General features: G+C 56.9%; 13 protein-coding genes. 8 read left to right on the top strand and 5 right to left on the bottom strand.

Features of this window, described 5'->3' with window-relative positions:
* Window positions 1–7 precede the first annotated feature (7 nt).
* Window positions 8–715 (top strand): hypothetical protein, encoded by a 708-nt coding sequence (locus GNF76_RS24600; RefSeq protein WP_155585678.1) that lies wholly within the window; start codon window positions 8–10, stop codon window positions 713–715.
* 113 nt (window positions 716–828) lie between these two features.
* Here the strand turns inward: GNF76_RS24600 and GNF76_RS24595 are convergent, their stop codons facing one another.
* Together GNF76_RS24595 and hpaR are read right to left on the bottom strand one after the other, a co-directional pair.
* Entirely contained in the window at window positions 829–1,230 is a 402-nt protein-coding gene (locus GNF76_RS24595) for a RidA family protein (protein WP_155585677.1), read from the bottom strand.
* 28 nt (window positions 1,231–1,258) lie between these two features.
* Window positions 1,259–1,681 carry a homoprotocatechuate degradation operon regulator HpaR gene (hpaR, locus tag GNF76_RS24590; protein ID WP_155585676.1) on the bottom strand — a complete coding sequence of 141 codons (423 nt, stop codon included), beginning with the start codon at window positions 1,679–1,681 and terminating at the stop codon, window positions 1,259–1,261.
* 133 nt (window positions 1,682–1,814) lie between these two features.
* Between hpaR and GNF76_RS24585 the strand changes: the two genes are divergently transcribed.
* Window positions 1,815–2,501 (top strand): sterol desaturase family protein, encoded by a 687-nt coding sequence (locus GNF76_RS24585; RefSeq protein WP_155585675.1) that lies wholly within the window; start codon window positions 1,815–1,817, stop codon window positions 2,499–2,501.
* Entirely contained in the window at window positions 2,498–3,595 is a 1,098-nt protein-coding gene (locus GNF76_RS24580; RefSeq protein WP_155585674.1) for an SMP-30/gluconolactonase/LRE family protein, read from the top strand. Before GNF76_RS24585 ends, GNF76_RS24580 begins: the two co-directional genes overlap by 4 nt.
* A gap of 56 nt (window positions 3,596–3,651) precedes the next feature.
* Here GNF76_RS24580 and GNF76_RS24575 read toward each other — a convergent pair whose 3' ends face one another.
* Window positions 3,652–5,166, bottom strand: a complete 1,515-nt coding sequence (locus GNF76_RS24575) for a cell envelope integrity TolA family protein (protein WP_155585673.1) — start codon at window positions 5,164–5,166, stop codon at window positions 3,652–3,654.
* A gap of 393 nt (window positions 5,167–5,559) precedes the next feature.
* On the opposite strand from GNF76_RS24575, the gene GNF76_RS24570 reads away from it, so the two are divergent.
* The 5 genes from GNF76_RS24570 to GNF76_RS24550 all read left to right on the top strand — a co-directional run bounded on the left by GNF76_RS24570 (window position 5,560) and on the right by GNF76_RS24550 (window position 11,795).
* Window positions 5,560–5,841: a hypothetical protein gene (locus GNF76_RS24570; RefSeq protein WP_155585672.1), complete on the top strand. Its 282-nt coding sequence runs from the start codon at window positions 5,560–5,562 to the stop codon at window positions 5,839–5,841.
* 299 nt (window positions 5,842–6,140) lie between these two features.
* A complete protein-coding gene (locus GNF76_RS24565; RefSeq protein ID WP_155585671.1) occupies window positions 6,141–6,878 on the top strand; it encodes a nucleotidyltransferase domain-containing protein in 738 nt (245 codons plus the stop codon).
* 92 nt (window positions 6,879–6,970) lie between these two features.
* Window positions 6,971–8,248 carry a beta-barrel domain-containing protein gene (locus tag GNF76_RS24560; RefSeq protein WP_178123541.1) on the top strand — a complete coding sequence of 426 codons (1,278 nt, stop codon included), beginning with the start codon at window positions 6,971–6,973 and terminating at the stop codon, window positions 8,246–8,248.
* Window positions 8,249–8,250: 2 nt separating this feature from the next.
* Window positions 8,251–10,425, top strand: a complete 2,175-nt coding sequence (locus GNF76_RS24555) for a peptidase domain-containing ABC transporter (protein WP_155585670.1) — start codon at window positions 8,251–8,253, stop codon at window positions 10,423–10,425.
* Window positions 10,422–11,795, top strand: coding sequence for a TolC family protein (locus GNF76_RS24550; RefSeq protein WP_155585669.1), 1,374 nt, complete (start codon window positions 10,422–10,424; stop codon window positions 11,793–11,795). The genes GNF76_RS24555 and GNF76_RS24550 overlap by 4 nt, the downstream gene beginning before the upstream one ends.
* 34 nt (window positions 11,796–11,829) lie before the next feature.
* Here GNF76_RS24550 and GNF76_RS24545 read toward each other — a convergent pair whose 3' ends face one another.
* Window positions 11,830–12,894, bottom strand: coding sequence for a lipocalin-like domain-containing protein (locus GNF76_RS24545; protein ID WP_155585668.1), 1,065 nt, complete (start codon window positions 12,892–12,894; stop codon window positions 11,830–11,832).
* A complete protein-coding gene (locus GNF76_RS24540) occupies window positions 12,884–15,361 on the bottom strand; it encodes an ABC transporter permease (protein ID WP_155585667.1) in 2,478 nt (825 codons plus the stop codon). Before GNF76_RS24540 ends, GNF76_RS24545 begins: the two co-directional genes overlap by 11 nt.

Genomic DNA, 15,361 nt, shown 5'->3' with positions numbered 1-15,361 from the left:
ACCGTCCATGCAAGAAGAAATTGAGCGCTTTTTCGAGATACATGCAGCTCTGGAACAGGCCGAAAAAGATCGCCATCGCGTAAAAAGACAGGAAGCGAAGTCCACAGCGGCCTATCGATTGAGTAATCACGTTTTCTGGTGGGCGCTCTGTGCACCCGCTGCGCTGTCCATCGCTGTCGGAGTTGTTGCGTGGCTCGGGGAATGGCGGGAGCTGTTCATCTTAAGCTGGACCCTGCTGGGTATTTCCTACCTGACGATACTGTTGTCTCCACTTCTGGGAGCCTGGCTGTACCGATCGGCGCTCAAGAATACTTATCGCGCGCCGTTTTCCAACTTGCTCAATATCAACGTTAAAGTTCCAATGCAAACAGATGGTCAATATCTCGACTCGTTCTGCGAGCTGTCCGCCGCGACCCTGAAGCTCGGCGTCCTGGAACTCAAAAGTGAACGGGCAAGCTTTGAAAGGCGTACGACGATGGTTGCCGGCCCGATCGAGAAGATTGGCATATTGCCGGGACTGCTGGCCTTCATGACTGCAATTCCCAAATTGGACTCACAGCCTGATTGGGTATATGCCCTGGCGTACTCCACCATCCTGGTCATTCCGCTTTGCATCTTTGTCCAAGTATCCCTTGTACGTTATGAACGAATGATTGCGCTGACCGAACTGGCCATAGATCGAAAAAAGGACCTGCCGGTACCCGAGGACCATTAAGCCCTGTATGGAAGTATCATTTCAAACAAGAGCGCTGATGGTCGCTGTAAAACACAGTTCACCGCACATGTATTTACAGACACCCTTCGAAACACCTCGCTATTTTTTCCAGATCAATCGGGAATCAACGCCTCGGCCTCAATCTCGATCAACCATTGCGGCAGCGACAAACCGCTGACGATAATCCACGACGATGGTGGCGGGCTTTGTGAAAAACGCTCACGCAAGGCCACGGCGATAGGTTCCTGCTGATCACGGGCAGACTCGACGATATACAGACGCAACATGATCACATGGGACAGATTGCCATCGACCGCCGCCAGGACCTTCTCGATGTTATCCAGCGCCGCAGCGGTCTGCTCGGCAATACCCGGGCCCACGGTGTTCTCCTCTGCATCCACACCCACCTGGCCGGACAACAAAATTCGCCGACCATCGCGCACCTCAATAGCCTGGCTGAATCCGTATTGCAGGGAGTTGAAAACGGTTGGAGGGTTTATGGTCCTTCTCTGCATCGCCATTCCTTGTGTGCAATAGGTAACGTCAGGGTTTGATGCCTTTGAGCTTTTCGAGCAACGTCATCAGTTGTTCAAGTTGCTCCTCGCCGAACTGTTCCTGGATCTTCAGGTAATTACTTTCCATCCCCTCGCTCATGTCGACGAAGCGCTGTTGCCCAAGCTCGGTCAGGGCGACGAACACCCGGCGCTGGTCTTCAGAGGATTTGCGGCGGCGAACAATACCGTCACGCTCCAGCCGCCCGAGCACACCGGTCATGCTGGGTTTGAGGATACAAGCCAATTGGGCCAGTTGATGACTTTCCAGCTCGCCTTGGCGGCGCAGGATGCGGATGACTCGCCATTGCTGCTCGGTCAGGTCGTGCTCGTTGAGCAGCGGCCGGAAGAAAGCCATGGTCGCTTCGCGAGCTTGCAGCAGGGTGAGGGTCAACGAGGGTCTCGGGGTGGGCATGGTTTACGCGTCGCTAGGGGCTGAAGTGGTGGAGCTTAGAGTCGGGGCCCGGGGGGTGCAAGCTACGAACTCGCATAATCCCCACAACCAACTAAGCTCACTCCACCCAAAAAAACCACAACGAGCCACGCCCATGCCGCACCCCACCGAGGCCTTCCGCACCCGCTACCGAGCCAGCGTCCACCCCCGCTACAACCCCTGGCTCCACGCCGGTTTCGTGCTGGGCTATGGCCTGCTCTGCATCACACTGTTCTGGTCCACCGCCCACCAGATTCATCCGCTGGAATGGTTGGCCATCCCCCTGTCCCTGGTGTTCTTCAACCTGTGCATCTACCTCGTCCATCGTCACCTGGGCCACCACAAATACGCCTTAGCCAAACTGTTCTACGCCCGCCACACCGGTGACCACCACAGTTTCTTCACCCCTGGCCACATGACCTACCAAAGCGCAAAAGACTGGCGCGTCATTCTGTTCCCCGCCTGGCTGATCATCCTCCACAGCCTGGCCATTACCCTCCCCGCCTGGTGGCTGCTCAAACAACTGAACCCCAACGTCGCCGGCCTGTTTGCCGGCTGTATGATCCTCGGCTACCTGCTCTACGAAATCTTCCACGCCTGCGAACACCTTCACGACACCCATCCTCTGGCCCGCCTCCCCTGGATCCGCCAGATGCGCCAACTGCACGCCCTGCATCACCGCCGCGAACTGATGCAGGGACGCAACTTCAACATCGTCCTGCCATTGATGGACTACCTGTTCGGCACCCTGCACTGGGAGCCCGCCACCCAAGAGCCCAATGACAGCCAGGAACGACCATGAACACCCGTCCACGAAAAGTTCGGCATCTACTGCTGGTGATCCTGATCGCCGTTATTGCCTTCCTGCTGCTGATGCCCACCAAGGTCCAGCCGGTCAACTGGTCGCCGCCCAAGGCACCGTCGATGAAGGATGGACCTTATGCACAAAACCAACGCCTCAAGAACGTGCAAAGGGTCGGTGCCCAGGGCATCGCAGGCCCCGAAGCCCTGCTGCTGGATACTCAAGGTTTTCTCATCACCGGTCTGCATGACGGGCGCATCATCCGCACCTCGCCCGATAGCCAGGCACTGGAGGTATTGGCCGACACCCAGGGCCGCCCCCTCGGCCTGGCGCAACACCCGGACGGTCGATTGATCATCGCCGACGGCATCAAGGGCCTGCTCGCCCTCGACACCCAAGGCACACTGACCACCCTGAGCAGCAGCGCCAACAACCTGCCTTTTGGTTTTACCGATGACGTAACGGTGGACACTGCCGGGCGCTATGCCTATTTCAGTGACGCATCGAGCCGCTGGGGTTATGGGCAGGATGGTGAGGCGGTGATCGAACACGGTGGCGACGGCCGGCTGCTGCGCTACGACTTCAGCAACGGTCATACCGAGGTGCTGCTGGACCAACTGCAATTCGCCAACGGTGTCGCCCTGGGTCCAAACGAAGACTACGTGCTGGTGAATGAAACCGGCGCCTACCGCATCAGCCGCTATTGGCTCAAAGGCGATAAAGCCGGCCATCACGACCTGTTTATCGATAACCTGCCAGGGCTGCCGGATAACCTCAGTTTCAATGGCCGGGACCGTTTCTGGGTCGCCCTGTATTCCCCGCGCAATCCACTGCTGGACGGGTTCGCGGGTTATCCCTTGATGCGCAAAGTCATGGTGCGGGCGCTGATGGTGGTGCCCAAGCCGGTCGAGCACCGGGCCTTTGTGCTGGGGCTGGACGTCAACGGCAAGGTGGTCGCCAATCTGCAAGATGGCGGCCCGGGTAATTACTCGCCTATCACCACCGCCCGCGAGTACGGCGACTGGCTGTACCTGGGCTCATTGAAGAACACCAGCATGGCGCGGCTGCCACTGCAGGTTGCACTGAAACCCTAGAGACAAAAAAGGGATACAGACCGCAAGGCCTGTATCCCCGGAATCGCTACATCAAATCAGCTCTTGGTGCTGCTGATCAGGGTTTGCTTGCACAGGTGCCCGAAGGTGACGAACTGCACGTTGTCGCCACCGATACCAATACCCGGGAACTCCAGCACACCCATGCGCCACACGCCGAAGTTGTACTCCGTACGCCAGGTATTGTTGTAGCCCATCGAATAGTCGACAGAGGTCGCTTCGAAGTCACCGAAGCACGTCCCCAGGTTGACGGTAGACGTCGCCTGGCCACTGCTGTTGGTGGTTGCCGGATAAGCCTTGTAGAGAATGTCGCCAGTGTTCGGATTGATGTGCTGGTCGAGGAACAGGATCGGGTGCAACCCCACCAACGGCGCGCCGGTGCTGTCCGACAGGTTCATCGACCAGTTCAGCGTCCGGTAGGCCTGGGTGGTCATGAAACCATAAGGGCTGGAACCGGGAGCGCGAATCACAGTGGGCTCGCCCTTGACCTCACCGCTGTTCATGCGGGGGCTGGAACCCAACGACAGGGTGTATTTACCGTTCGGGCTCCACGGCTCATTGGGGTGTTGATTGGGACGCACCCGAACCTTGACCACACCATTGACGCCTGGACTGGAGACCGTCGTCGTCGGGATATTCGCGCCCAGGGTCACCCACTGGGTGCCATCGAATCGCTCGAGAATCCACTTGCCACGGGTACTGCCGCTCGCCGCGTCAGCCGTCAGCGCGATACCGACCGCCTGGCCACGCACCGCCGTGAAGTCAAAGTAATCGACATCATCCAGGGTGTCAGCGTTGGCGCTGAGGAAGTTCAATGTATCCGGCAGTTGGAAGGCGGTGTCCGGCGTGTCATTGGGCTCGAAGTCATCGATATTGCTGTCCACCGCGACACCGAACTGGAACGTTGACCCGGCCACTGCCGCCTTGGTCTCCATAAACCAATAGTAATCACCGGCTGACACCACCCCGCCAATGCTTTCATCGGCAGTGCCCGGGTTGTCGGAAGTCACCAGGGGAATCGGATTACCCTGGCCATCGTCCTGGAACAGGGTCAACGACATGTCGGTGCCTTCGCTCTGACCAATCAACAGGGCATTGATCCGGGATTTCTGCGGCACGTTGAAGTGGTAGCACAGCAGGTCGCCGGTTTGCACACCGTCCACCGGGTAAAGCACGTTGATATCCAGCGTGGTTTCACACCCTGCCACCAGCGCAGCCTTGGCAACCTGCGCCACACCGGCCTGACTCGCGCTTTGCTTGAGCACCTTGATGGCCGGCGCACGTGCAGCGCTGCCTTCAACCACAGCGGCACTGGCCACTGGCTTGGCATTGAGGGTGGTTTTTTTCAGTTGGGAAGCGGCTTGCAACTGCTGCTTCAGCTCAGCAGAAGCCTTGTGGACCGCTACTTTTGCGCCTTGCTTCAGGCCCTGTTTGTCAGCAGGCCGAGCCGTTTTCTGGGTCAGTTGAGGGTATTGCTCGGCCAGGGCAAAGGCCGAAACAAAGCAGGAAGCGGCCATGACCGCGCCCAGCATAAAGGCTTTTTTCGAGTGCATTTTTTATCCATCCATAGTTAAAAAATTTGACGCTGAGGTGCTCGGTGACATCCGAGTCACCGGGGATGGAATGTAGGATAAAACTGTACATATGTACAGTATTTTTTGCATTGATTGTGGCAGATCTACCGCAAGGCACACGAGAAAACACGGTGAAGCCCAGTTGTCATTCTGGCCACAAACTCAGTACTGCAATTGCAGATATGACATTCATATTGGGAATTAATCCTACAGTTAAAACCCTCAAAGATTACATCCACTTCTCAATCAATCATTCAAGCAGAAAATTTAACACTACTTAAACTAAAAATAATTAAAAAAGTCATAAACGTCCATCACTCTCTCACTGCACCACCTACTGACATCAATTCAATATAGAAAAGGAAATCCGATATGAACCTTGCTCACTGCAACCTTAAAGAGTTGACCCTTGATGAGATAAATGCTGTTTCAGGAGGCGATCGGGGAGATGCTGCAGTTAGTATGGCTCAACAGATGGGTGCAGGTGGAGCCGCCATAGGCGCCGGGATTGGAATAATAGGTGGACCCGTAGGTATTTCCCTAGGCATCGCAATTGGTGGAACTATCGGAATAGCGATTGGAGCTATTGTTGGCGCGGAAATTTATGACGAATTTAGTGAAAGTGACCCGGAAAACATGATGTGCGAAAGCTAACTAATACGAGAACACGAGAACACGAGAATATTCATGAGATCCATATTCAGTAAGGCACTGGCAGCACGACTTGGAATACTAGCATTTACAATACCCTCATACCATTTTATCTGCGGCCCCCATAAATATGAAATCACAATGTCAATTTTCGCTCTATCTATTTTCCTTATGCACCTGACATTTACACTTGAAGAAGGAGAAAGAAAGGCCTCTCTGAAATTCAGTGTTATTACAGGACTTATCACCACCTCTTGTATCGTCTATGCAGCACCCTACATCATCAGTAAAAGCATAGCACCATGACCCACTTCGAAAAAATACTCCCTGAAGACTTGGTTACCAACAAGCACTTCAGGGCCGAAAAAAACCTGGGAGGACAACAACATGCTCTGTCCGCCGCGCGCGCCTATGTGCGTGCGCGGCACAAGAGCTGCCTCGTGTCCTTTGTCACTGGCTCTTACTCATCGGGTCGATTTGGCGAGTACTCCGATGTCGACATCTATGTCATCGACGAAAGAGTCAATAAACCACTACGTGAGCAGATCATTACTACCTTCCCTATACAGGTGGCCATTATGGATACCCGCCATTTGCAAAGACTGCTACAGCTGGAAAGTGTCCATGGCAGCATTACCATTACCCACGCTCTCTACAACGCTAAATACCTTTCAGGTGACACGCACTACTTCGACAGTATCCATAAGGATGCCAAGCAGCGGATCGAAACGCCTCCCCTATATGATAGACGCATCGTTTATCGATGCCGATTGGCCGTCACCAACAACTTGATAAAACTCAGAAAGGTCAACACAGAAATTGAAATTTCGTGCGCCGCAGTAAAGCTGTTCCAGAGCGTCATAAAATATCTGCAACTGGAGAATGGCAGCTGGATATATAACAACGAGTTCTGCCACCTTAACTTGCATGAGTGCGACGAGTTCACAGCCGTCCGTACTCACTTTTCAAAAGCCGTATCAGGAGACACTTATGATTTTTGTGATGCCATTGCACAACTATTAAGGTCTCGGGAGAAATGAAGTGGTCCACCCATGAAACAGGTCTACTTCCGCTCCATAGCTGAACATTTTTCACTCCACATCATTCAATTTTTAAACATCGAGGACTATTCGTGAGTGCCCCCCTCTTTCGTACAGCGGCATCTGAGGCGCAGCAGGTCAAATGGCTAGGTGAAATCGTATTAATCCGTCCTACCTCCTTTATATTTCTCACTTTGTTTGCCGGAGCGCTGGCTGTTCTGGTAGTCAGCTTTTTTGTCTGGGGCTCCTACACCAAACGAAGCACGGTGAGCGGTCAACTGGTTCCGGCCAACGGCCAGATAAAAGTGCATACCCCACAAATGGGTGTTGTGCTGGAGAAGCTCGTGTTCGAAGGCCAACCCGTGACCCGCGGAGATCCGCTGTTGAGCATTTCCAGTGAGCGTTACGGCTCCAATTCCGATCCTGTACAAGCCAGCGTCAGCTTTCAGTTAAGGCAACAGCGTGACTCCCTGCTCGCTGAAATAGAGAAGACTCAGAAACTCCAGCAGGCAGAACACGACAGCCTGACGAGCAAAGTTAACAGCCTGCGCACCGAGCTGAAGACTTTAGCGGCGCAAGCGGCTAACCAGAAAACACAGGTGGCCGTGGCCAGTAACGCTTCGGAACGCTATCAGGGATTAATGGAAAAGGGTTACATCTCCACGGACCAGTTCCAACAGCGCCAGACAGAACTGCTCACAGAGCGTCAGACGTTACAAAGCCTGGATCGCGAACGCACCTCAATGCAACAACAGTTGACCGAACAGCATAACCAACTATCGGGGCTCAAGACCCGTCAGGAAAATGATCTGGCCCACCTGCATCGCCAGCTCTCGAGTCTGGAGCAAGAACTCGCCGAAAGTGAAGCCAAACGTACCGTTCTCATCACAGCTCCGGGGACCGGAATAGCTACCGCAGTGCTCGCTGAAGTGGGCCAGAGTGTGGACTCTTCACGTGCCCTGTTGAGCATCATGCCGATTGATATGCAGCTGCAAGCGGAGCTCTACGCCCCCAGCAGATCAGTTGGATTCATCAAGCCCGGGGACTCGGTTCTGATTCGCTATCAGGCTTACCCCTACCAGAAGTTTGGCCAGCACCAAGGCGAGGTACTGTCCATTTCCCGTACCGCAGTACCCGTCCTGGACCTGGCCAACAGGGTCGGCGAGGTGCCAGGGCTCGCCCAGAGTGGTGAACAATTATATCGACTGCGTGTACGCCTGAATGAACAAGCCGTCATGGCCTACGGCAGCCCTCAACCGCTACAGAGTGGAATGCTGTTGGAGGCCGATATCTTGCAAGACTCCCGGCACCTTTATGAGTGGGTACTTGAGCCGCTCTACAGCCTGACCGGCAAACTCCAGGAAGGATGACTATGGTGTTTTTCGATGCGATCAACTTGCGCATGGGGCGCAGACTTCCCCTGTTGTTGCAGACCGAAGCAGCCGAATGCGGCCTGGCCTGCCTGGCGATGATCGCCGGATACCATGGCTACCGCACGGACATGGTCGACCTGCGACAACGTTTCAGCGTGTCCCTCAAGGGTGTCGAACTCAAACAGCTGATTCAGAGTGCCCATCGCCTACACATGGGCACCCGTGCAGTGAAACTGGACCTGGATGGCCTGAAGCAACTCAAACTGCCCTGTGTACTGCATTGGAACTTCAACCATTTCGTCGTACTCAAGTCTGTCGACTCGCGGGGTATTAGCCTGCACGATCCGGCGCACGGAGTGCGCCAGATGAATTGGGAAGCGGTTTCCCGCTGCTTTACCGGCGTTGCCCTGGAAATATGGCCGGATGCAGGCTTCGAGAAACAAGAGGTCAAACCGAGAATTAAGCTACTGGGCATGATGGGGCGGATCAGCGGCTTATATCGCTCACTGCTGCAAGTAATCGCACTGGCCTTCACGCTGGAAATTTTTTCCCTCATCAGCCCGTTCTTCCTGCAATGGACCGTCGACAACGTGATCGTTAGTGCCGATAGTGATTTGCTGGTGACTCTCATACTGGGTTTTGGTCTCCTGTTGTTGATGCAACAGGCCGTCAGCGGCGTACGTGCCTGGGTCATGATGCACCTGAGTACCCTGCTCAGTGTGCAATGGCGGGCCAACGTCTTTAGTCACTTGTTACGCCTGCCGACGCAGTACTTTGAAAAACGTCATCTGGGTGATGTGGTATCGCGTTTTAGCGCCGTAGACAGTATCCAGCGAACCCTGACGGCGGCTTTCCTCTCAGCCATTCTCGACGGCCTGATGACGATCGCCACCTTGACCATGATGATGCTCTACAGCCCACCGTTGGCGGCCATTGCCATCACCGCCATGACGCTCTACGCCCTGGGACGCTGGGCGTGGTATCGCCCGCTACGCAATGCGACCGAAGAGCAGATCATCCACGCTGCGCGCCAGCAAAGTCATTTTCTAGAAACGGTGCGTGGAATACGCCCGCTGAAGCTGTTCCAGCGCCAGGATGAGCGGCGTTCGGCTTGGTTGGGCCTACTGGTGGAGCAAATCAACGCAGGCTTACGCACGCAAAAACTACAGCTGCTCTATCAGCAAATGAACGGATTGCTGTTCGGTACGGAAAACCTGCTAGTCATCTGGATGGGTGCTACAGCCGTCATGAAGGGGCAATTCAGCGTTGGCGTGTTGATGGCATTCATTGCGTACAAATCTCAATTTGATAGCCGGGTCGGCAGCCTCATCGATAAGTGCTTTGAGCTACGAATGTTGCAACTACAGGGTGAGCGACTGGCAGATATTGTCCTGCACCCTCCCGAGGAAACTCACGGTGATATTGACCCGCAGATGTTGACCGCAAGCGAGGCCAATATTGATATCCAAGGCTTGCAGTATCGCTACTCAGAACAGGATCCGTGGGTGCTGAATAACCTTGATCTGCATATTGCGGCAGGAGAGTCAGTCGCTATCGTGGGACCTTCCGGTTGCGGAAAAAGCACGCTGCTCAATGTCATGCTGGGCCTATTGCCACCGACTCAAGGACAGATTCGAATAGGCGGCATCGAGCTCGCACAGCTGGGTCTTGATGGACTGCGCCAACTGGTTGGCACAGTACTGCAGGATGACGTGCTATTTGCTGGTTCACTCAAAGACAACATCAGTTTCTTCGATACCCATGTAGATATGCCGTGGTTAGTTGAATGTGCACAGATCGCCTCGATTCACACTGACATTCTGGCCATGCCGATGGGTTACAACTCGCTGGTTGGCGACATGGGCACAGTACTGTCGGGGGGACAAAAACAACGAATATTGCTGGCCAGAGCACTGTACAAAAAACCTAAAATCCTGTTTCTCGACGAAGCGACAAGCCACCTCGACGTCGCATGTGAACAACAAGTGAATCAAGCTATCAGGAACTTGCGTATCACTCGAATCATGGTCGCGCACCGGCCTGAGACTATTGCCTCCGCAGATCGCATCATCAGGCTGGAAGCCGGAAAATCGGGACTGGACCGGCACACAAAACACCCGGCGCAGATAGCGGTATCAGCAGCATCCAGCATGACGCCCGAGTGTTTTACATGAGACGTCTGCTACATGGACTGCTGGCCTGCCTGCTTTGGTGTTCGCTGCCGGCAGAAGCCTATGAACCGGGCATCTTGGGTACCACCAAAGGCGTGCGCCATCAGGCAGTGCATGACGACGTACGCGCTAACATGTCCTGCCAGTTTGGTCAGTTGCCCAAACAACTACCTCTCGCCGAAGTCATTGAGCGAATTCTCTGCCAGGATCCTCAAACTCGGCTGAGCTGGGCCCATGCCAAGATTCAGGCCGCCCAGGTCGGTCTTAGCCAATCGGCCTATCTGCCTCGCCTGGATGGGCGCCTGAGCAGCGGCCAGACAGATCGTTTCGGCGGAGCACATCGGCGCTATGACACTGCCAGCCTAGAACTGAGCTGGGTACTCTTTGACTTTGGCCGACGTAGCGCCGCCATGCGTAACGCTCACCAATTGCTGCTGGCCGCTAACGCCAACCAAGACGCAACGTTGCAGAACGCCTTTGCTCAAGCGGCGCAGATCTATTACGACGCCCAGGCGGCCGAGCGCCGCCTGACAGCCTCGGTACAAATTGCCAACCTGGCGACACAAAACCTCGACGCCGCCGACGCACGATACAAAGCCGGGACTACAGCCATCTCCGAGCGGTTACAGGCGCAGACAGCCTTGTCCCAGGCCCACCTGCGCGAGGTCCGCGACCGTGGTGCTTTGCACAATGCCATTGGCACCATCGCCCTGCGCATGGGACTGTCGCCTAACGTACCCTTGCAACTGGCCGTAGACCCGACACCTCTGCCCGACACCCACTTTGTCAAAGCTATCGATAAGTTACTGTCACAAGCTCATCAGGAGCATCCAGCTCTCCTTGCGGCCCGGGCACAGCTCCAGGCTGCCAATGCCGCCGTCGAGGAGGTCCGAGCAACAGGACTGCCCAGCGTGGCATTCACCGCCGACTTGTCACAGGGGCGTAACATGACAAATGGCGATACGGGTGAGCAGAGTCATGGTATTGGCCTGCAGCTAACCATTCCCCTGTTTGACGGATTTGGACGTACCTACCAAATCCGCAACGCGAAGGCCCGCGTTGAAGCAGAGCAAGCCAATTTGGCCAACGCCGAACAGCAGGTCGCACTGGACCTTTGGACCCACTATCAGACCCTGAGCACAGAGACCCAAAGCTTGCAACGTACCAGCGAACTGGTGGATCAATCGCGCCAAGCCCTTGAGGTGATACAAGGTCGTTACCATTCCGGCGTCGGCAGCATGGTCGAGGTGCTCAATGCATTAACTGCTTACGCTGATGCCGAGGAACAACACACACAAACATTGAATCATTGGCAGACTTCGCGCTTGAAGCTGATCGCAAGCCTCGGTCAACTGGGATTTTGGGCGTTATAGGTGAAGGAACCCACAGACCACGATGGGCACCACACTAATACCCCGTCATCTCCAAATACCCCACTCCCCCCTCAAACCGCACCGGCCCTTCCCAGTACGGAATGCTCACCTTCATCCACGCCTTCGGGTTCACCGCTTCAGTGGTGATGTCGAGCTGTTTAGCGGGCACCTTCAACGACCAACGCGTAGGAACACTGCGTCCGTCGACCTCGGTACTGGTCAGCGGCGTGAGTTGGATGTCCTGGCTGTGCAACACCTGGGTACGCCCATCCTTGTCGATCCAGGTGCCGGTCAGGTAGGACCCGCCTTCTTTCTGCCGCACCCGGAACAGCATCAACTGCTCACCACTGTCCAGGTGCAGGGAGAACCAGTCCCAGCCAGTCTGGTTAGCCGTCAGCGGCTGGCTGCTCCACTCGCGGTCGAGCCAGGCCGGGCCGCTGACATGGTAGGTTTTGCCCTCCAGGGTGAGGCTGCCGTTGGCCTGGAAAAATGGCTGGCTGTAGTAGTACGAGGCCTGGCCCTGGTCGGATTTTCGGCTGTAGCCGTTGTCGCCCTGGAGGACCAGTGGCCGGCTGGACGTCAGGTGCAGGTCGTAGTTGAAAGGCCCATCACCGGCCTTGAGCTGCATATCAGCCAAGGTGCTCGCGGCGCCCGGGCGGGTGGCGAAACTCCAGTTGTCGATCCAGGCACTGAAGGGCATCGCTTGAGCGCCGGCCTGCCCCACACCCCCTCGGGCGTAGCGCTCGGCGGCGTAGTGGTGGGTGGCTGAGGTGACGGCGGCATGGCCGAGCCAGATCGTCGAATCATGCCAGCCCGGTTGCACTGGCCCGGCCTTGAGGGCGTTGCGAAAGAGGGTCCATTGCACACCGAAAAGATTGCCCTGAGCATCCTTCAAGTTGGCGGTGACGTACCACCACTCAATGCGAAAGCCATCATGGGGGCCGTGATCTTCAGGAAAGCTGAAGACCTTGCCGGGGACTACCTGGGCAAAGTCGGCGGCGTCGCTGCCAAGGCCGGCGAAGCTTTCTTCAGGCGGCGCCGGCTTATCGCAGGCGCTCAGCAACAGCAGTGAAATCCACAACAGGCACTTAATCTTCATGGGCAAAGGTCCTCAGCAAATCAGCCGGGCGACTGCGGTACAACTGCCAGAGCGGCCAGGCCGAGGCCAGCAACGTGGCAAGCATCGCCAGCCCCAGCAACTGGGCCAACTGCCAGGGAAAAACCTGTAACGGCAAGCGCCAGCCAAAGGCCTGAACATTGATCACTGCATCCAGGCACCACGCCAACAGCAAGCCCAAGGGCAACGCGAGCACCAGGGTCAGCATCGCCAGCAGCCAGGTTTGCCCCAGGTTGAGCAGCATCAATTGGCGTCGCGTCACCCCCAACGCCCACAACGGCGCCAATTGGCCGAGGCGGCTTTGGCTCTGGGTCAGCAGGCTGATGAACAGCGCCACGCCGGCCACACCCAGGGTCAAACTGTTGAGAGCGGCGGTGGCCGCAAAGGTGCGCTCGAAGACCTGGCTCGACCAGCCCTTGAGTTGCTGTTGGTCGACGATACGACTGTCTTCCAGGGCAAACCGGGCTTGCACCTCATGCACCAGCGCCGGCACATTTTCCGGCACTACCCGCAGGTTGAAACGCGCCGGAGATGATCCTGGCCAGTGCTGCAACAGATGCCGGGCGTTGACCAGGATGTGCCCCTTGGGGTTGCCATAGTCGGCGTAGATCCCCACCACCGTGGGCGTCCATGCCCCCTGTGGTGTCGGGACCGTCACCGTATCGCCCAGTTGCACTTTCAACCGGCGAGCCAGTTGTTCGCTGAGCATCAGCGTATCGGCCTGCACTAACTGATCCCACGGATCACCCGTCACAGATTGCAGTAGCGGCCAGTGCTGACGATAGGTGGGATCATCCACCACACCAAAAACATCCGCCGGCCAGCCCTGCAATTGCACCGGGACTTGCCAGGCAGGCAGCACCGCTTGCACCCAGGGTTGTTGCGCCAGCCACTGCTGCAACTGCTCGGCCTGGGCCGGGTTTTGCGGATTGACGTACAGCTCGGCGGTGAGCCGTTGCTCCAGCCAGTTGCCGAAGGTCTGGCGAAAGCCCGAGGTCATGGAGCCGGCGCCGATATTGGCCGCCAATGCCAACAGCAACGCCATCAACGCCAGGCTCAAGGCCGGTAATTGTTGGCGGCAATCGGCGAGAAACCATTGACCCAACACCGAACGGCTACGTCCCAGCACCGTCTTGAGCAGGACGTTGAGCAGCACCGGTAAACCGAGCGCCGCCCCCAGCAGCAACGCTGCCATCAGGATGAAACCGCTGACGAGACTGTCACCCAACCACAGCGCCAACAGCGCGACCAATAATGCCACGGCGGCCACCCAACCCTGACGGTGCAACCAACGCCCGTGGGCCTGGTGCCAGGCCTGGGCATTGGCCAACGCCAGCAGCGGCAGGCGTGCTGCCCGCCACACACTGCCGGCCCCGGCGAGCAAGGCGCCCAGCAGGCTCAAGCCCAAGCCGCTGGCCCACCATAATGGGCTGAGATTCAATTGCCCTGCCACTTCGGCGCCATACAGGCCCCGCAAGCTGGCCGCCACATCCGGCAGCAACAGGCTGGCCAGCAGGTATCCACTGGCGACCCCGGCCAGCCCGCCCAACAAGGCCAGTCCACCCAGTTCAATGCTCAAGCTGAGGATCAGCACCCGCGCGCTGACCCCACAGGCACGCAAGGTGCGCAACAGACCACGGCGTTGTTCCAGGGCCAGGCCAATGGCCGCGTGGACGATAAATAACCCCACCACAAAGGACAAAAAACCCAGGGCATCAAGGTTCAAGTGGAAGCTTTCGGTCAGGCGCGCGAGGTTATTTTCCTCACCGGCCCTGAGTTGCAGTTGCCCACTCACCTCCTCTGGCAAAGCGGGATGAGTCGCTGCAAAGGCCTTGTCCACCAGCAGCCGCGACAGGCGTTGAGGCATATCCAGCAACGGTTGGGCAAAGCCGATGTCGGTCAGCAAAAGGCCGGGGGCCATGTCAGGTTGTGCATGCAGCGGCGGCAACGTCTGGCCGCTGGCTGTCAGGGGTTGCTCGCCTTCTCGCAAGCCCAACGCTTGCAGCGTCTGCGGAGCGACCCAGGTGCGGCCCGGCGGATTGAAGAAGGCAACCATCTGCCCCCGGTCCAGGGTCTGCCCGGCGAGTGATCCGCCTCCCGGCAGCGACACGGGGTCAATGCCCATCAATTGCAAACGCCGGTCTTCGTGGCCCTTGAGCACCACGCGGCCCTGTACCACTGGAGACACCGGCCACCCGGTACGGCGCAACGTCACAAACAGTGCTTGCGAAAAACTCGACCCATCCGGCGCAACAAGGCTGGCCTGGGGTTCACCACCGATCAACTGACTGGCTCGAGCGTAGCTGTCACGCGCCTGGCTGTTGAGGGCTTGCACGCCGGTCAACAGCGCAGTAGCCAGCCACAGTCCGGTCAATACACTGAAAAACTGCACCGGATGCCGACGCCAATGGCTGAGCAGCGCGCGCAACGTCCAATAGATGACCCGCAT

This window comes from Pseudomonas spelaei (genome assembly GCF_009724245.1).
Taxonomy (GTDB): domain Bacteria; phylum Pseudomonadota; class Gammaproteobacteria; order Pseudomonadales; family Pseudomonadaceae; genus Aquipseudomonas; species Aquipseudomonas spelaei.
The sequence above is the reverse complement of the archived record's forward strand: the minus strand, read 5'-3'. Positions and strand labels throughout refer to the sequence as shown.